The organism is Burkholderia sp. MSMB1498 (genome assembly GCF_001526245.1).
Lineage (GTDB): Bacteria > Pseudomonadota > Gammaproteobacteria > Burkholderiales > Burkholderiaceae > Burkholderia > Burkholderia savannae.
Genome location: NZ_LOYJ01000055.1, coordinates 1 through 18,178 on the forward strand (window position 1 = coordinate 1; position 18,178 = coordinate 18,178).

Below are 18,178 nucleotides of genomic sequence, written 5' to 3' on the forward strand. Positions count from 1 at the left end.
TGTCGGTTGTCGGTTGTCGGTTGTCGGTTCGTCGGTTCGTCGGTTCGTCGGTTCGTCGGTTCGTCGGTTCGTCGGTTCGTCGGCGCGAGGATCGCACCAAGCGGCGCGCGTGCCTGCCGCCCCGCCGCAATTCGCTGCCTGCCGCCCTTGCCCGTGCGCCCGCCACGCGATCGGCCAAACGCCGCCCCGCCTCGCGCGACGCGCCGCCGCCCGCTCCGCGAAGCCCGAAAAGCTATAATAGAAAGCTTTCCCGGCGGCATCTTCCCGTACGCGGCGCGCGCATCGCGCGGCTGGCGGCGCGCCGATCCGTCCCCCGATCCACTTTGAACGACGCCCCCAGGTCAACCACTGCGAACGGCGAATCCTCATGACCAAGAAAGTTTACGTAAAGACCTTCGGCTGCCAGATGAACGAGTACGACTCCGACAAGATGGTCGACGTGCTCAACGCCGCCGAAGGCCTCGAGAAGACCGACACCCCCGAAGACGCGGACATCATCCTCTTCAACACCTGCTCGGTGCGCGAGAAGGCGCAGGAAAAGGTGTTCTCCGATCTCGGCCGCGTGCGCGAGCTGAAAGAGGCGAAGCCGGAACTGCTGATCGGCGTCGGCGGCTGCGTCGCGAGCCAGGAAGGCGCGTCGATCGTCGCGCGCGCGCCGTACGTCGATCTCGTGTTCGGCCCGCAGACGCTGCACCGCCTGCCGCAGATGATCGACGCGCGCCGCGCGAGCGGCCGCGCGCAGGTCGACATCACGTTCCCCGAAATCGAGAAGTTCGATCACCTGCCGCCCGCGCGCGTCGAAGGCCCGAGCGCGTTCGTGTCGATCATGGAAGGCTGCAGCAAGTACTGCAGCTACTGCGTCGTGCCGTACACGCGCGGCGATGAAGTGTCGCGCCCGCTCGACGACGTGCTGACCGAGATCGCCGGCCTCGCCGATCAGGGCGTGCGCGAAGTCACGCTGCTCGGCCAGAACGTGAACGCATATCGGGGCCCGCTCGCGGCCGGCTCCGGCGAAATCGCCGATTTCGCGACGCTGATCGAATACGTCGCCGACGTCCCCGGCATCGAGCGAATCCGCTATACGACGTCGCATCCGAAGGAATTCACGCAGCGCCTGCTCGACGTGTACGCGAAGGTGCCGAAGCTCGTCGATCACCTGCACCTGCCCGTCCAGCACGGCTCGGACCGCATCCTGATGGCGATGAAGCGCGGCTACACGGTGCTCGAGTACAAATCGGTGATCCGCAAGCTGCGCGCGATCCGCCCGAACCTGTCGCTGTCGACGGACATCATCGTCGGCTTCCCCGGCGAGACCGAAGCCGACTTCGACAAGACGATGGCGCTCGTCCACGAGATGAGCTACGACACGAGCTTCTCGTTCATCTACAGCCCGCGCCCCGGCACGCCCGCCGCGAACCTCGCCGACGACACCCCGCGCGAGGTCAAGCTCAAACGCCTGCAACATCTGCAGGCGACGATCGAGGAGAACGTCGCACGCATCAGCCAGTCGATGGTCGGCAGGGTCGAGCGGATTCTCGTCGAGGGACCGTCGCGCAAGGACCCGAACGAACTCGCGGGCCGCACCGAGAACAACCGGGTCGTGAACTTCCCCGCACCGCTCGCCTCGCACCCGCGCCTCATCGGCCAGATGATCGACGTGAAGATCAATCACGCGTATCCGCACTCGCTGCGCGGCGAGCTCGTGCTCGCGCACGACGACGCGAGCGCCGCCACGCACTGAATGCCCTACAGGAACCCGACGCCACTTTGAAAACCGCTCAAGCACTGGAATTCACCGCGCCGCGCGACGACAACGCGCGCCTCGCGAATCTCTGCGGCCCGCTCGACGAAAATCTGCGGCAGATCGAACAGGCGCTCGACGTGACGCTCACGCGGCGCGGCCACCGGATCGCGATTCGCGGGCGCGGCGCGAAAACCGCGCTGACGGCGCTCGAGGACTTCTACAACCGCGCGCGCGATCCGCTGTCGGTCGACGATATCCAGCTCGCGCTCGTCGAGGCCCGCCATCCGGGCAATCCGCGCCGTAACGGCCATGGCGAAGGCAACGGCGGGACCGAAGTCGACGTGCGGTTTCGCGGCGATCCGGACCATCCGTTCGACGAGCCCGTCGTGCGCATCGGCGACGAAGAGCACATCGACGATGGCGCGCCGAAGCTCTATACGCGCCGCGCCGATCTGCGCGGCCGCACGCCCGCGCAGCGCGAGTACCTGAAGCAGATCCTGTCGCACGACGTGACGTTCGGCGTCGGCCCGGCGGGCACCGGCAAGACGTATCTCGCGGTCGCGTGCGCGGTCGACGCGCTCGAACGCGACCAGGTCAAGCGCATCGTGCTGACGCGCCCGGCCGTCGAGGCCGGCGAGCGGCTCGGCTTCCTGCCCGGCGACCTCGCGCAGAAGGTCGATCCGTACCTGCGGCCGCTGTACGACGCGCTCTACGATCTGCTCGGCTTCGACAAGACCGCGAAGATGTTCGAGCGGCAGATGATCGAGATCGCGCCGCTCGCGTACATGCGCGGCCGCACGCTGAACCACGCGTTCATCATCCTCGACGAGGCGCAGAACACGACGCCCGAGCAGATGAAGATGTTCCTCACGCGGATCGGCTTCGGCTCGAAGGCGGTCGTCACGGGCGACACGAGCCAGGTCGATTTGCCGCGCGCGCAGAAGAGCGGCCTGATCGAGGCGCAGCAGGTGCTCGGCGGCGTGCGCGGCATCGCGCTCACGCGCTTCACGAGCGCCGACGTGGTCCGCCATCCGCTCGTCGCGCGCATCGTCGAGGCCTACGACGAGTTCCACGCGCAGCACAAGGACGAGTGAACGCGTCGCGCCGGCGCGGCCGCGCGGGACGATCGGGCCGAAGCGCGCCACGAACGGAAGCGTGCTTGCCGATCGGGCGGCGTGCACGGCCTGCGCGGGCGGCGCCTCGCACCGCTCGCGCAGGCCGCCTGATCACTCGATCGTTCGTCGCGCGATCATCGTTCGCGTGATCGGCCGCTCGGCCGCTCGATTGGTCGATCGCTCGGCCGGTCGATCGGCGGATCTTCCGGGGAGCGCCTGAGCGACCAGTCGCCCGATCGTCCGTTCCGCACGGCAACGCCATCGACCGGGTTCGCGCACGGCGACGCGCGACGGATCGCAATCCGAATCCGTCGACGGCGCGCCCGCCGCCCCGTCGACGATCCGCAGCGCTCGGGCACCGGTCCCATGCCGGCCGATGCGCGCCCCGCCCGCCTGCCGCGCGTGTCGGCGCAACGCTCGCCCCCAAGAACCGCCGGCCGCACGCCGGCCGCACGCGCCTGATACTGCGCGCCGGGCCTCGCCCGAATCGTCGCCGGGCGAGCCCAAAAATGCCGCGCGCAAGCCCCCTCCCCACTCGCGACAACTCGCCAATTGGCCCCCGGACGCTCGTCCGTTTGGTGTATCCTCAACCGCGTTCAAACCGACGTCAGCGTGATGAAATCGTCCCGTTCCACCAAGTCCGCGCGCGCCGAGGCAGCGCAACCCGAATTTCCTCGCCTGTCGCTGTTCGATGCGAAAGGCAAAGTCAAATCGGTCGACGCGCAGGCGCTGCGCGTCGACTTCGCCGACGGCCGCAGCCTGATGTTCGACCTGTCCGGCAGTTCGGGCGACGCGGCCGTCGCGATCGTCGCTCAGCACGCGGACCCGTCGCTGCGCGCGACGATCGCGCTGCGCCCCGAGCACTACGATAGCGTGACGGTCGAAGTCGGCGCCGACGAGAATCCGGACTTCGCTCACGACGAAACGAGCGACGCGGGCGAAGACGCGCACGACCGCGAGCCCGAGCTCGACCTCGCGGTCCAGTACGGCGACGAGATCGGCGACGCGCAGCGCAAGTCGCTGCCCAAGCGCAAGGTGATCGCCGAATGGCTCGAGCCCGCGATCTTCTCCGACGCGCAGTTCACCGTGCGCTTCGTCGGCGCCGACGAAGGGCGCGCGCTCAACCACAGCTATCGGCACAAGGACTACGCGACGAACGTGCTGACCTTCGCGTACGGCGAGGAGCCGGACGGCGTCACCGTCGCGGATCTCGTGCTGTGCTGCCCCGTCGTCGAAAAGGAGGCGCGCGAGCAGGGCAAGACGCTCGTCGCGCACTACGCGCATCTGCTCGTGCATGGCGCGCTGCACGCGCAGGGGTATGACCACGAGCGCGGAGAAGAGGACGCGGCCGAGATGGAAGCGCTCGAAACCGACATCCTCGCAAAGCTCGGCTTCCCGAATCCGTACCGCTGATTCGCGCCGCCCTGCCCGCCCGTGAGCCGCCCCGCCCCCGCACCCAGCCGCTGCCCATACCCTCCGTCGCTCGGCGAAGCGCGCTACCTGAGCGACGACGAACTCGCGGCGTCGCTCGGCGCGACGCTGGCCGGCTGGGATCGCACGAGCGATCTGTGGCTGTTCGGCTATGGCTCGCTGATCTGGAACCCGGGGATGCCCGCCGTCGAGTCCGTGCGCGCGAAGGTCCACGGCTACCACCGCGGGCTCTATTTGTGGTCGCGCGTGAACCGCGGCACGCCCGAGCAGCCTGGGCTCGTGCTCGCGCTCGACCGCGGCGGCTCGTGCACGGGGCTTGCGTTCCGGCTCGCCGGCCGCACCGCGATGCCGCACCTCGAGGCGCTGTGGCGGCGCGAGATGGCGATGGGCTCGTACCGCCCCGCGTGGCTGCCGTGCGCGCTCGCGGGCCGTGAGCGGGTCAGCGCGCTCGCGTTCGTCATGCGGCGCGACGTCCCGACCTATACCGGCAAGCTGCACGACGACGTCGTGAGAATCGTGTTCGGCTGCGCGAGCGGCCGCTACGGCACCACGCTCGACTACGTGAGCCGCACCGTCGACGCGCTGCGCGACAGCGGAATGCCCGATCAGGCGCTCGAGGCGCTGCTCGCGCGCTGCAGATAGCGGCCGAAGGGCTGACGCTCTCAACGCCGCCGACTCTGTCAACGCAGTCGGTCGGCGGGCGTGGGCGGACGGTGCGGCGAGCGGTCGCGCGACGCGCCGAACGCCGAGTACCGGTTGCCGGATGCCAAACGAGGGATGCGAAGGCGCGATGCGATCGCCAAATGCCGCCACAGCCGCCGCACGCCGTCTCGCACCACCGGCGCCGGACGTGCGCGCGCCCCGCAAGCCCACCCGCCCGCGCACCGGCCGCGCGCCGCTTCGCATCCGCCGTTTTTTTCCGCCGCTGCCCGCGTGAGCGTTTCTGCGCTACGATGAGGGACGCCCGAGGCCGCGCCGCTCGGCCGGAATCGCGCGACGCGCCGCTGCGGCTCGCGCGCATGCCCGTCGACACGGACGCGCCATAGCCTTGGTGTATCCTTGCCAATTCCGTGACAGCGCGCCCTCGATACGCAGGGCGCACCACCATGAACGATTCGTATCCCAGTCGAAAATCCTCCGACAAACCGCATGAAAAGCGCTCGCTGCTCGAGCGTCTGACCGACTTCATCTCGCCCGAGCCCGATTCGCGGGCCGAGCTCCTCGAAATCCTGCAGGATGCGCACGAGCGCAACCTGATCGACGCCGACTCGCTGTCGATGATCGAGGGCGTGTTCCAGGTGTCCGATCTGTGCGCGCGCGACATCATGGTGCCCCGCGCGCAGATGGACGCGCTCAACATCGCCGACAAGCCCGAGGACTTCATCCCGTTCGTGCTCGAAAAAGCGCACTCTCGCTACCCGGTGTACGAAGACAACCGCGACAACGTGATCGGCGTCCTGCTCGCCAAGGATCTGCTGCGCTTCTACGCGGAAGAGGAATTCGACGTGCGCGGGATGCTGCGCCCCGCCGTCTTCATCCCCGAATCGAAGCGGCTGAACGTGCTGCTGCACGACTTCCGCGTGAACCGCAACCACCTCGCGATCGTCGTCGACGAATACGGCGGCGTCGCGGGCCTCATCACGATCGAGGACGTGCTCGAGCAGATCGTCGGCGACATCGAGGACGAATACGACTTCGACGAGGAAGCCGGCAACATCATCGCCGCGCCGGACGGCCGCTATCGCGTGCGCGCGCTGACCGAGATCGAGCAGTTCAACGAAACGTTCGGCACCGATTTCTCCGACGACGAAGTCGACACGATCGGCGGCCTCATCACGCACCATTTCGGCCGCGTCCCGCATCGCGGCGAGAAGGTGCGCCTCGGCGACCTGCTGTTCGAGATCCAGCGCGGCGACGCCCGCCAGATCCACGTGCTGCTCGTGCGCCGCGCGCCGCTCGCGGGCCGGCGCAGCAGCTCAGCCGGCGAAGACTGACGCGCGGCCTCCGTTTCCCAACCCGCTCCTTCGACGCAACGCATGGCCGAACCGATCTCGACCCGCTCGCAATCGAGCGTCTCCTCTACGGCCGCCGGCCGTGCGCTGCCCGTCTGGCACTATCCGGCCGCGCTCCTCGCGGGCGCGGCCAACACGCTGACGTTCGCGCCGACGCCTCACGGCGGCTGGCTGCAGTTCGTCGTATTCGCATGGCTCTTCGCGCAACTCACGCGCACGACGAGCTGGAAGCACGCGGCGGCCACGGGCGGCGCGTTCGGCTTCGGCAACTTCATCACCGGCATCTGGTGGCTCTACATCAGCATGCACGTGTACGGCGAGATGGCCGCGCCGCTCGCGGGCGGCGCGCTCGTGCTGTTCTGCCTGTATCTGTCGATCTATCCGGCGTTCTCGGCGGGGCTCTGGTCGTTCTGCGCGGGACACGCGCAAAACGGCCAGGCCGCCGAGCCGCGCCCGTTCTCGCCGACCTGGCACGGCGCGTTCGCGTTCGCGAGCGCATGGGCCGCCGGCGAATGGCTGCGCGGCACCGTGCTCACCGGCTTTCCGTGGCTCGCGAGCGGCTATGCGCAGGTCGACGGGCCGCTCGCCGGCTACGCGTCGATCGTCGGCGTCTACGGGATCGGCTGGATGCTCGCGCTCGTCGCGGCGCTCGCCGTGCAGGCGATCGTGCGCGCGCGCGAAGATGGCAATGGAACCGGAAACGGCCGCGGCAACGGCCGAACCGATGCGACGGCGACGAGCGCGACGGCCGCCCCGCGTGCGTCCCGCGCGCCGCGCGTCGCGGCGCCGGCGCTCGCGGCCGTCGCGCTCGTCGCGATCGGCCCGCTGCTCGCGCTCGTGCCGTGGACCGTGCCCGCGAACGCGCCGCTCGCGGTGCGCCTGCTGCAAGGCAACGTGAAGCAGGACATCAAGTTCGAGGAAGCGGGCATCAAGGCGGCGATCGAGATGTATCAGAAGATGATCACCGAGAAGCCGGCCGATCTCGTCGTCACGCCCGAGACGGCGATCGCGGTGCTGATCCAGGAACTGCCCGAGCCGTTCGCGCGCGCGGTGCGCGCGTTCAGCGACACGACCGACACGGCCGTGCTGTTCGGCGCGGTCGGCGGCACGGTGACGGCCGACGGCCGGATCGTCGACTACACGAACAGCCTGTACGGCGTGACGCCGCATTCGCGCGACATCTACCGCTACGACAAGCACCATCTGGTGCCGTTCGGCGAATTCATCCCGTGGGGCTTTCGCTGGTTCGTCGACCTGATGAAGATGCCGCTCGGCGATTTCGCGCGCGGCGCGCCGGTCCAGCAGCCGTTCATCGTGCGCAACCAGCCGGTGATGGCGGACATCTGCTACGAGGATATCTTCGGCGAGGAGATCGCGGCGACGATCCGCGACAATCCGGTGTCGCCGGGCGTGCTCGTCAACGTGACGAACCTCGCGTGGTTCGGCGACACGATCGCGCTCGACCAGCACCTGCAGATCGCGCGGATGCGCTCGCTGGAGACCGGCCGGCCGATGCTGCGCGCGACGAACACCGGGATGACGGCCGCGATCGACGCGCAAGGGCGCGTGCTCGGCCAGCTGAAGCCCTACACGATCGGCTCGCTCGACGTGCGGATCGAAGGCACGGCCGGACGCACGCCGTACGTGACGAGCGGCAACGCGACGGTGCTCGCGCTGTCGCTGCTGTTCCTCGCGTTCGGTTTCGCGTTCGGGCCGGGGCTGCGCCGGCGCGGCTGACGCTCTCCGCGCGCCGCCCGCCGGCGGCGCGTTCTTCAGCCCGCGCGCTGCGCCCATGCGCGCAGATCGCGCGCCACCTCGTCCATCACCGGCTCCCAGCGCGCGAACTCGCGCTGACGATACAGCGTCGCGCTCGGATACCACGGGCTGTCGCGCCGCCCGAGCTGCCACACCCAGTGCGGATTGACGTCGAGCAGCACCCACGTCGGGCGCCCGAGCGCGCCGCCCAGATGCGCAACCGACGTGCAGACGCTCACGATCAGATCGAGCGCGCCGACGTAGGCGGCCGTATCGTCGAACGTGCGCAGCTCGGCCGTGTCGTCGACGATCGGAAAGCCCGCCGAGCGCGCTGCCGCGACGTCCGCCGACGCGCCCGGCTGCAGCGAATGAAACGTCACGCCGCCGATCCCGCCGAACGCGGCGACGTACCGGTCGAGACCGACACGCCTGAACGGATTGCGCTGATGCGCGAGGCTGCCCGTCCACGCAAGCCCCACGCGCAACGGCGTCGCCCCCGCCTGCGCGGACTCGGCGAAGCGCGCGCGCCATCGCGCGAGCGCCGCGTCGTCGGCGCGCAGATACGGGACGGTATCGCCGAACAGCGCATCGCCGAGCCCGAGCATCCACGGCACGCTCATCAGCGCAAGCTCGTAGTCGAACGGCGGCAGCGCGTCGACGCCGCCGCCCGCACGATAGCCGTCGACGTGCGCGCCGAGGCTGCGCACGAGCAGATCGCCCATTTGCGGAAACGCATTCCATTCGAGCCGGCCGCCTTCGCGATGCACGCGCTCGGCGAGCGCCGGCACGAAGCGCGCGAACTGCAGCAGGTCGCCCATGCCCTGCTCGCCCCACACGAGCAGCGTCTTGCCGGCCAGCGGCTCGCCGCGCCAGCGCGGGCCGGGCAGCGCCGGCAGCTTGCCGCGCAGCTCGGGCGCGCCGCTCCAGCGCAGTTCGTGCGCCGGCCAGCCGCTCGCGTAGTCGCCGCGCGCGAGCCGGATCAGCGCGAGGTTGAAGCGGTGCGACGCATCGCCGGGCTCAAGCTCGATGACGCGCCGCGACGCGCGCTCGGCGTCGTCCCAGCGCTGCGCCTCCTTGTACGCCATCGCCGCGTTGGTGAGCGCGAGCGGGCTGTCGGGCGCGAGCGCGAGCGCCTTCGCCGACGCGTCGAGCGCGCCCGGCAGGTCGTGGCGGCGCAGCCGCGCGATAACGAGATTGATCCACGCATCGGGCTCGGACGGCGCGCCGGCGGCCGCTCCTTCGAGCAGCGCGAGCTCCTCGGCGTCGTCGCCGCCCGTCATCCGGACGGCGATCGCGAGGTTGTTCTTCAGCGACGGCCATGCGGGCTCGACGGCCAGCACGCGCCGGTACGGCGCGATCGCCTCCGCGTGACGCCCCGCGTGCTGCAGCGCGTAGCCGTGGTTGAACGCGGCGGCGGGCGACGTCGGCGCGAGCGCGTCGCAGAGGCGCGCGAGTTCGACCGCGTCGTCGGCGCGCCCGTCGCCGACGAGCGCCATCGTCAGCCGATGGATCGCGCCGTCGTCGACGGGATGCAGCAGGCCGGCGGCTTCGAGCCAGATCGCGCGCGCGTCGCCGCGGGCGTCGAGCGCCCGGCGAAGCATCGCGACGAAGGGCGGCAGCAACGGAACGTTCGGGCCGGGCGAAGCGGAGGACATGGGCGATCGTCACGAAGACGGCGTGGCGCGCGACGCGGCGCGGAAGCCACCATCTTACCGGCTCGCCGCCGCCCGGCGTCTCGAAAATGCGCGGGTGCTTCGTCGCCGCGCGCGTCCGTCGAATGGCCGACTGGCGATCCGCCGCTGGGGCCGTGCGCCGCCCGCGCGCACGGCGCGGCGCGCGCCGTGTGAGCCGTGTGAGCCGTGTGAGCCGTGTGCGCCGTGTGCGCCGTGTGTGCCGTGTGTGCCGTGTGCGTCGTGTGTGCCGTGTGTGCCGTGTGTGCCGTGTGTGCCGTGTGTGCCGTGTGTGCCGTGTGTGCCGTGTGCGTCGTGTGCGCCGTGTGCGCCGTGTGAGCCGTGTGAGCCGTGTGAGCCGTGTGAGCCGTGTGAGCCGTGTGAGCCGTGCGTGCCGTGCGTGCCGTGTGTGCCGTGTGCGTCGTGCGTGCCGTGTGCGCCGTGCGTGCCGTGCGTGCCGTGCGTGCCGTGCGCGCCGTGCGCGCCGCGGCCGCCCGCGAATCGCGGGGCGGCGCGCCGCCGATCAGCCCCCGCGCATCCGCCCGTTTTCCCGCGATTTCGTCGCCCGCGAACGCGTATGGAGGGCTGCCCCACCCCGTTCCGGCCGCACCTGCCCGCCGATCCGGTAAAATTACGCGTTTCAGCACAGACCCAAGCCGCGCGCCGCGCGAGCTGCCGGCGCCAGCCCCGCTCGCGCCGTCCGCCCGAAGCGCGGCGCCCAGCGCCACGAAGGCCTCTCATGCTTACGTTTCAGCAAATCATCCTGACGCTCCAGTCCTATTGGGACAGGCAGGGTTGCGCCCTGCTCCAGCCGATCGACATGGAAGTCGGCGCCGGTACGTCGCACGTGCACACGTTCCTGCGCGCGATCGGCCCCGAGCCGTGGCGCGCCGCGTACGTGCAGCCGTCGCGGCGCCCGAAGGACGGCCGCTACGGCGAGAACCCGAACCGCCTGCAGCACTACTACCAGTATCAGGTGGTGCTCAAGCCCGCGCCGGAGAACATCCTCGACCTGTACCTCGGCTCGCTGGAAGCGCTCGGCTTCGATCTGAAGCAGAACGACGTGCGCTTCGTCGAGGACGACTGGGAAAACCCGACGCTCGGCGCGTGGGGCCTCGGCTGGGAAGTCTGGCTGAACGGCATGGAAGTCACGCAGTTCACGTACTTCCAGCAAGTGGGCGGCCTCGACTGCAAGCCGGTGCTCGGCGAGATCACCTACGGCCTCGAGCGCCTCGCGATGTATCTGCAGAAAGTCGAGAACGTCTACGACCTGATCTGGACCGAGTGGGAAGAGCAAGGCCCGAACGGCCCCGAGCTGCGCCGCCTGACCTACGGCGACGTCTATCACCAGAACGAAGTCGAGCAGTCGACCTACAACTTCGAGCAGGCGAACGTCGAGCTGCTCTTCACGTTCTTCAGCAGCTACGAAGCGGAAGCGAAGCGGATGATCGACGCGCAGCTCGCGCTGCCCGCGTACGAGCTCGTGCTGAAGGCGGGCCACACGTTCAACCTGCTCGACGCGCGCGGCGCGATTTCCGTGACCGAGCGCGCCGCGTACATCGGCCGCATCCGCGCGTTGTCGCGGCTCGTCGCGCAGGCGTACTACGATTCGCGCGAGAAGCTCGGCTTCCCGATGATCGGCAACCCGGTGCCGGGCGTGCCGGGCTTGACCACCGACGCGCAAGAGGCCGCGCAGCCCGCGTGGGTGCCGCCGCTGAAGGCCGAACGCAAGATCGATCAGGACTGACGAGATTCTTCACACCATGACGCAAAACCATTCCGCTTCCCTGCTCGTCGAACTGCTGACCGAAGAGCTGCCGCCGAAAGCGCTCGCGCGCCTGGGCGACGCGTTCGCCGAAGGCATCGCGCAACGCCTCGCCGCGCGCGACCTGATCGAAGGCGAGCTCGCGTTCGAGCGCTACGCGACGCCGCGCCGCCTCGCCGTCGTCGTCCGGAACGTGCGCGCCGTCGCGCCCGAAAAGCAGGTCCGCGAAAAAGTGCTGCCGGTGTCGGTCGCGCTCGACGCGCAAGGCTTGCCCACCGCCCCGCTCGCGAAGAAGCTCGCCGCGCTCGGCCGCCCGAACCTGTCGATCGCCGATCTCGAGCGCGCGCACGACGGCAAGGCCGAAGCGTTCTTCGTCAACTACGCGGCGCCCGGCGCGTCGCTCGCCGACGGCCTGCAGGCCGCGCTCGACGAAACGCTCGCGAAGCTGCCGATCCCGAAGGTGATGACCTATCAGCGCCCGGACGGCACCGACGTCCAGTTCGTGCGCCCCGTGCATCGCCTCACCGTGCTGCACGACGATCGCATCGTGCCCGTGTCCGCGTTCGGCATCGACGCGGGCGACACGACGCTCGGCCACCGCTTCCTGTCCGACGGCCTCGTCGCGATCCAGCACGCGAGCGCGTACGCGGACGCGCTGCGCGAGAAAGGCCGCGTGATCGCGCACTTCGCGCACCGCAAGGAAGCGATCCGCACGCAGCTCGCCGCGCACGCCGACGGCGACCAGGTCGTGATGCCGGAAGCGCTGCTCGACGAGGTGACGTCGCTCGTCGAATGGCCCGTCGTCTATCCGTGCCGCTTCGAGGACGAATTCCTGCAAGTCCCGCAGGAGTGCCTGATCCTCACGATGCAGACGAACCAGAAGTACTTCGCGCTCACCGACGCGGCGGGCAAGCTGCGCTCGCGCTTCCTGATCGTGTCGAACATCGAGACGAAGACGCCGGACGAGATCGTCGAGGGCAACGAGCGCGTCGTGCGCCCGCGCCTCGCCGACGCGAAGTTCTTCTTCGAACAGGACAAGAAGAAGCCGCTCGCCGAGCGCGTGCCGCTGCTCGCGAACGTCGTCTATCACAACAAGCTCGGCTCGCAGCTCGCGCGCGTCGAGCGCCTCGAAACGCTCGCGGGCGAGATCGCGCCCGCGATCGGCGCCGACGCGACGATCGCGATCCGCGCGGCGCGCCTCGCGAAGGCCGACCTGCTGACCGACATGGTCGGCGAGTTCCCCGAGCTGCAGGGCACGATGGGCACGTACTACGCGCGCCACGACGGCGAGCCGGAAGACGTCGCGGTCGCGTGCACCGAGCACTACCAGCCGCGCTTCTCCGGCGACGCGCTGCCGACGGCGCCCGTGTCGACCGCGGTCGCGCTCGCCGACAAGCTCGAGACGATCGTCGGCATTTGGGGCATCGGCCTCGCGCCGACGGGCGAGAAGGACCCGTTCGCGCTGCGCCGTCACGCGCTCGGCGTGCTGCGTCTGCTGCTCGAAAAGCAGTTGCCGCTCGATCTCGTCTGGCTGCTGCGCACCGCGTACGAGCGCTTCGCGGCGGTGCCGGGCGTCGCCGAATCGACCGACGCGATCTACGCGTTCTTCATCGATCGCCTGCGCGGCCTGTTGCGCGAGCGCGGCTACACGGCAGGCGAAGTCGACGCGGTGCTGAGCCTGAACCCGACGCGCCTCGACGACATCATCGCGCGCCTCGACGCGGTGCGCGAATTCACGCGCCTCGCGGAAGCCGAAGCGCTCGCGGCCGCGAACAAGCGGATCTCGAACATCCTGAAGAAGTCGGAAAGCGGCGCGAACGGCGCGGTGCAGCCGACGCTGTTCGTCGAAGCCGCCGAGAAGGCGCTCGCCGAGCAGCTCGCCGCGGTCACGCCGCGCGTGCAGTCGCAGCTCGAGGCGCGCGCGTACACGGGCGCCCTCTCCGCGCTCGCGGCGCTGCGCGCGCCCGTCGACGCGTTCTTCGACGACGTGATGGTCAACGCCGAAGACCCCGCGCTGCGCGCGAACCGGCTCGCGCTCCTGTCCGCGCTGCATCAGCAGATGAACTGCGTCGCGGACATCTCGAAGCTCGCCGCCTGAAGCCGGGGGCCACGCAATGCCGACCAGTCCCAGCAAGAAGCTCGTCGTCCTCGACCGCGACGGCGTCATCAACGTCGATTCGGACGCGTTCGTCAAGTCGCCCGACGAATGGATCGCGCTGCCCGGCAGCCTCGAGGCGATCGCGCGGCTCAACCACGCGGGCTACCGCGTCGTCGTCGCGACCAACCAGTCGGGCATCGGCCGGGGCCTGTTCGACATGGCGACGCTGAACGCGATGCATCTGAAAATGCATCGCGCGGCGGCCGCGGTCGGCGCACGGATCGACGCGGTGTTCTTCTGCCCGCACACCGCCGACGACCACTGCGACTGCCGCAAGCCGCAGCCGGGAATGATGAAGCTGATCGCCGAGCGCTTCGAGATCGATCCGCAGAACACGCCCGTCGTCGGCGATTCGCTGCGCGACCTGCAGGCGGGCGCGGCGCTCGGCTTCCGGCCGCACCTCGTGCTGACGGGCAAGGGCAAGAAGACGCTCGCCGCGGGCGGGCTGCCGCAAGGCACGCGCGTGCACGACGACCTGCGCGCGTTCGCGCTCGATTTCCTTTCCGAAGAACACGAGTGATGCCGACCCGCGCGCGTCCTCCCTCACCGTAACGTCACGCCGATGCGCTTCGCCCGCTCCCTGCTGCTATTCGTTTATTTCATCGTCTACACGGCGCTGTACGCGACCGCGTGCTTCATCGCGTTCCCGTTCCTGCGCCCGAACGCGCGCTACTGGATGGCGGCCGGCTGGTGCAAGTCGACGCTCTTCGTCGCGCGCTGGCTGAACGGCATCCGCTATCGCATCGAAGGCTACGAGAACCTGCCCGACGGCCCGGCCGTGCTGCTGCCGAAGCATCAGTCCGCGTGGGAGACGATCGCGCTGCCCGCGCTGATGCCGAAGCCGCTCTGCTACGTGTTCAAGCGCGAGTTGCTGTACGTGCCGTTCTTCGGCTGGGCGCTCGGGATGCTGCACATGGTCCACATCAACCGCAAGGACGGCAAGAACGCGTTCGATTCGGTGATTCGCCAGGGCCGCACGCGAATGGCGGACGGCGCGTGGGTCATCATGTTCCCCGAAGGCACGCGCACGCCGGTCGGCAGTCAAGGCAAGTACAAGACGGGCGGCGCGCGCTTCGCGATCGGCGCGGGCGCGCCCGTCGTGCCGATCGCCCACAACGCGGGACGCGTGTGGCCGCGCAACTCGTTTATGAAGTATCCCGGCACCGTCACGGTGTCGATCGGCAAGCCGATCGACACGCAAGGCCTCACCCCCGATCAATTGAACGAACGTGTCGAGAACTGGATCGAAGCGGAAATGCGCCGCATCGATCCGGACGCGTACCGGCACGAGCGCGACGGCGCACGCGGCGCCGCACGCTCGTCCGACGCCGCGCGTACCTGAAGTCAAGCGAGTTTCACCCATTGCGCACTGCCAAACGAAGCGAACTGATGCCGAAGCGTCCCAGGCCACGGCCGGCCGTCGTGGCTCTCGATCACCGCCAGCTCGACCTGCCGCTCTTCGACGGGCCGGCCGCCTCGGCGTCTCCCGCTTCCCCTTCCGCCGTTCCGCCCGCTTCGTCCGTTGCGCCCGCCGCCCCCGCTGCGCCGCCCGACGCCGACCGCTCCCGTCGCCGCACGCTCGCGCTCGACGGCGGCGTCCTCGAATACAAGCTCAAGCGCTCGGCGCGCCGCACGATCGGCTTCGCGATCGACGGCAGCGGCCTCACGATCACCGCGCCGCGCTGGGTGACGCTCGCCGACATCGAAGCGGCGATCGCCGAGAAGCGTCGCTGGATCTTCAACAAGCTCGCCGAATGGCAGACGCGCGCCGAGCAGCGCGCGCTGCCGCAGATCGACTGGAAGGAAGGCGCGCAGATTCCGTACCTCGGCAAGCCCGTCACCATCGCGCTCGCGTCGGCGAAGGGTGCGCTCAGCTTCGACGCGGCCGCCGCGACGCTCGAGCTCGGGCTGCCCGCGCACGCGAGCGAGCAGCAGATCAAGGACCGCGTGCAGGGGTGGCTGCAGAGCGAAGCGAAGCGGATCTTCGGCGAGCGGCTGGCGGTGTATGCGCAGAAGCTCGGCGTCACGTATTCGATGTATGCGCTGTCGTCGGCCGCGACGCGCTGGGGCAGTTGCTCGAGCGACGGCAAGATCCGCCTGAACTGGCGGCTGGTCCACTTTCCGATGTCGATCGTCGATTACGTCGTCGCGCACGAGCTGTCGCATCTGCGCGAGATGAACCATAGCCCGGCGTTCTGGCAGACGGTCGAATCGATCTTTCCGGAATTCCGCGAAGCGCGGCATACGCTCAAGCATCATCCGCCGGAGCTGCTGCCGGCGCTCTGAGCGCGCGGCGCTCGCAAAAGCGCGCCGCCCGTCGCCCGATCGAAAGGGCGGCGGCCGAACGCGGCGAGCGGTAGCCCGGGGGACGCGGCCGCGCGCAACCGCAATCGGACATCGATTTTCGCGGCGCGCTTTCGATGCGGCAGGCGCCGCACCGATTCGATTCGGCGCTTCCGCGCCCGCCCCTCCTCTCGCCGCCGTCGTCCCGCGCCGCACGACCGATGCATGCGCCGACTCGCCCGCCTACGCCCGCGCGCGGCGCGGCGCACGACGCGGCGCATCGCCCGAACCGCGCCGCCGCCCGCGGAAGCGCGCGCAAGCGCGAACGCGAACGCGCCGCCGAGCTTCGCAGCCCGAGCAAAACGGGTTCATGAAAAGGAATCGTGGGAAAGGAAAAACGACTCGGCGCGCAGGCGCGAACGCATCGCGCGCCGGATGCGAGCCGGCGCGGAGCGCCGCAGCGCCCCGTGCGGCCGGACAGCGCTCAGTGGGGCTTGCGCTGGATGAACTCGATCTTGTAGCCGTCCGGATCTTCGACGAACGCGATCACCGTCGTGCCGTGCTTCATCGGGCCGGCTTCGCGCGTGACCTTGCCGCCTTGCGCCTTGATCCGCTCGCACGCCTCGTACGCGTCGTCGACTTCGAGCGCGAGGTGGCCGAAGCCCGTGCCGAGGTCGTACGACTTCGTGTCCCAGTTGTGGGTGAGCTCGATGACCGTGTGGTCCCGCTCGTCGCCGTAGCCGACGAATGCAAGCGTGAATTTCCCGTCCGGATAGTCGTCGCGGCGCAGCAATTTCATGCCGAGCAGCTCGGTGTAGAACTTGATCGAGCGGTCGAGATCGCCGACTCGCAGCATCGTGTGAAGCAAACGCATGATGTACTCCGTGGGGACTTGCTTGAACGTGCGAATGTACCAGACCCGCGCGATTCTCGCCGGCCGCCGCACCGCCCATCCGGGCAGCGGAAGCCATGCACGACGGCAGGCGGCGCGCGGCGCGATCGGTTAAGATCGTCGCGGCAGGCAGCGGTGCGGCATGCGCGCCGCATCGCCGCCCGCCGCACCCCGCGACGAGGCCGCCCGCGCCGCGTCCCGCGACGAATCGAACCACCTTTCCGACAGCCGCTCCCCCGGCCCGCAAACCGTGCAAACCTTCTTCCTCGAACCGAGCTTGTCCGCCGAGCGCCCGGCCGCCGGCATATCCACGGCGCGCGCCACCGCGTTCGGGGGCGTCCGATGAGCGCCGTCGCCTACGCGCCGGCACGCCCGGCGCTCGATCTGCGCGCGATCGGCGTGATGATCCTGCTATGCGCGATCTGGGGCTTCCAGCAAGTCGCGATCAAGAGCGCGACGCACGCAATCCCGCCGATGCTCCAAGCCGGGCTGCGCTCGGCGATCGCGGCCGTCGGCGTGTGGGCGTGGGCGAGCGCGCGCGGCACGTCGCTCTTTCGCGCGGACGGCACGTTCGGCGCCGGCGTCGCCGCGGGCACGCTGTTCGCGGGCGAATTCGTCTGCCTCTTTTTCGGCCTCACGCTGACGAGCGCCGCGCGCATGGCGATCTTCCTCTACACCGCGCCGTGCTTCACCGCGCTCGGCCTGCACCTGTTCGCGCCGGGCGAGAAGATGCGCCGCATGCAATGGATGGGCGTCGCGATCGCGTTCTCGGGCATCGCGGTCGCATTCGCCGACGGCTTCGCGCGGCCGGCCGCGGGCGGCGCATCGACGCTCGCCGGGCTCGCGGGCGACGCGCTCGGCGTGCTCGGCGGCGTGATGTGGGCGGCGACGACGGTCGTCGTGCGCTCGACGTCGCTCGCGCGCGCGAGCGCGAGCAAGACGCTGTTCTACCAGCTGACGGTGTCGGCGGCGGCGCTGCTCGGGCTGGCCGTCGTCACCGGACAGACGACGCTCGCGAACGTGACGCCGCTCGCCGTCGCGAGCCTCGCGTATCAAGGCGTGATTGTCGCGTTCGCGAGCTATCTCGCATGGTATTGGCTGCTGACGCGCTATAGCGCGGCACGGCTTTCCGTGTTTACGTTTCTCGCGCCGCTCTTCGGCGTGAGCTTCGGCGTGCTGCTGCTCGGCGATTCGGTCGACGCACGCTTCGGCGCGGCGGCCGCGCTCGTGCTGGCGGGCATCGGGCTCGTCAACGCGCCGCCGAAAGGGGATCGCGGCAAGTAGGCGGGAAACGGAGGATTATCCGGCCGGCGGCCGTGGCGGGACGCGTTGCAGATTTGCCGATTTGCCGTT

Annotated in this window: 14 protein-coding genes and 1 pseudogene; 13 read left to right on the forward strand and 2 right to left on the reverse strand. The window is 69.7% G+C overall.

From position 1 onward, the window contains the following. The 7 genes and pseudogenes from WS91_RS37275 to lnt all read left to right on the forward strand — a co-directional run. Positions 1 to 371 (forward strand): annotated as a pseudogene (locus tag WS91_RS37275) (hypothetical protein); the annotation flags it as partial. Then, positions 368 to 1,741, forward strand: coding sequence for a tRNA (N6-isopentenyl adenosine(37)-C2)-methylthiotransferase MiaB (gene miaB, locus WS91_RS10220; protein WP_038751922.1), 1,374 nt, complete (start codon positions 368 to 370; stop codon positions 1,739 to 1,741). The pseudogene WS91_RS37275 and the gene miaB, both read left to right, overlap by 4 nt. A gap of 26 nt (positions 1,742 to 1,767) precedes the next feature. Continuing rightward, positions 1,768 to 2,838, forward strand: coding sequence for a PhoH family protein (locus tag WS91_RS10225; protein ID WP_038751919.1), 1,071 nt, complete (start codon positions 1,768 to 1,770; stop codon positions 2,836 to 2,838). Positions 2,839 to 3,474: 636 nt separating this feature from the next. Beyond that, on the forward strand, positions 3,475 to 4,272 hold the full coding sequence (gene ybeY, locus WS91_RS10230) for an rRNA maturation RNase YbeY (RefSeq protein WP_059575269.1): 798 nt from the start codon (positions 3,475 to 3,477) through the stop codon (positions 4,270 to 4,272). Positions 4,273 to 4,293: 21 nt separating this feature from the next. Further along, on the forward strand, positions 4,294 to 4,932 hold the full coding sequence (locus WS91_RS10235) for a gamma-glutamylcyclotransferase (protein ID WP_059670223.1): 639 nt from the start codon (positions 4,294 to 4,296) through the stop codon (positions 4,930 to 4,932). Positions 4,933 to 5,396: 464 nt separating this feature from the next. Beyond that, positions 5,397 to 6,284, forward strand: coding sequence for an HlyC/CorC family transporter (locus WS91_RS10240; protein WP_038751910.1), 888 nt, complete (start codon positions 5,397 to 5,399; stop codon positions 6,282 to 6,284). 42 nt (positions 6,285 to 6,326) lie between these two features. After that, positions 6,327 to 8,039 (forward strand): apolipoprotein N-acyltransferase, encoded by a 1,713-nt coding sequence (gene lnt, locus WS91_RS10245; protein WP_038751907.1) that lies wholly within the window; start codon positions 6,327 to 6,329, stop codon positions 8,037 to 8,039. A gap of 35 nt (positions 8,040 to 8,074) precedes the next feature. Here the strand turns inward: lnt and WS91_RS10250 are convergent, their stop codons facing one another. Further along, entirely contained in the window at positions 8,075 to 9,712 is a 1,638-nt protein-coding gene (locus tag WS91_RS10250; RefSeq protein WP_038751904.1) for a hypothetical protein, read from the reverse strand. A gap of 754 nt (positions 9,713 to 10,466) precedes the next feature. On the opposite strand from WS91_RS10250, the gene glyQ reads away from it, so the two are divergent. The 5 genes from glyQ to WS91_RS10275 are packed head-to-tail and all read left to right on the forward strand — an operon-like array spanning position 10,467 to position 15,936. Beyond that, complete coding sequence (glyQ, locus tag WS91_RS10255) at positions 10,467 to 11,474, forward strand: glycine--tRNA ligase subunit alpha (protein WP_082758146.1); 1,008 nt, start codon at positions 10,467 to 10,469, stop codon at positions 11,472 to 11,474. A 16-nt stretch (positions 11,475 to 11,490) separates the two neighbouring features. Then, positions 11,491 to 13,590, forward strand: coding sequence for a glycine--tRNA ligase subunit beta (gene glyS / locus WS91_RS10260; protein WP_038751214.1), 2,100 nt, complete (start codon positions 11,491 to 11,493; stop codon positions 13,588 to 13,590). Between the two features lie 16 nt (positions 13,591 to 13,606). Next, positions 13,607 to 14,170 carry a D-glycero-beta-D-manno-heptose 1,7-bisphosphate 7-phosphatase gene (gene gmhB / locus WS91_RS10265; protein WP_059577267.1) on the forward strand — a complete coding sequence of 188 codons (564 nt, stop codon included), beginning with the start codon at positions 13,607 to 13,609 and terminating at the stop codon, positions 14,168 to 14,170. A 42-nt stretch (positions 14,171 to 14,212) separates the two neighbouring features. Next, positions 14,213 to 14,992, forward strand: coding sequence for a lysophospholipid acyltransferase family protein (locus tag WS91_RS10270; RefSeq protein WP_038751210.1), 780 nt, complete (start codon positions 14,213 to 14,215; stop codon positions 14,990 to 14,992). A 47-nt stretch (positions 14,993 to 15,039) separates the two neighbouring features. After that, positions 15,040 to 15,936, forward strand: coding sequence for a M48 family metallopeptidase (locus WS91_RS10275; RefSeq protein ID WP_038751208.1), 897 nt, complete (start codon positions 15,040 to 15,042; stop codon positions 15,934 to 15,936). A 481-nt stretch (positions 15,937 to 16,417) separates the two neighbouring features. On the opposite strand, the gene gloA is transcribed toward WS91_RS10275, so the two are convergent. Next, the gene (gloA, locus tag WS91_RS10285) at positions 16,418 to 16,807 is read right to left on the reverse strand and encodes a lactoylglutathione lyase (protein WP_059670225.1); all 390 of its coding nucleotides are present in this window, start codon (positions 16,805 to 16,807) and stop codon (positions 16,418 to 16,420) included. A 360-nt stretch (positions 16,808 to 17,167) separates the two neighbouring features. Here gloA and WS91_RS10295 point away from each other — a divergent pair, with 360 nt between their 5' ends. Then, on the forward strand, positions 17,168 to 18,109 hold the full coding sequence (locus WS91_RS10295; RefSeq protein WP_038751200.1) for a DMT family transporter: 942 nt from the start codon (positions 17,168 to 17,170) through the stop codon (positions 18,107 to 18,109). Positions 18,110 to 18,178 lie beyond the last annotated feature (69 nt).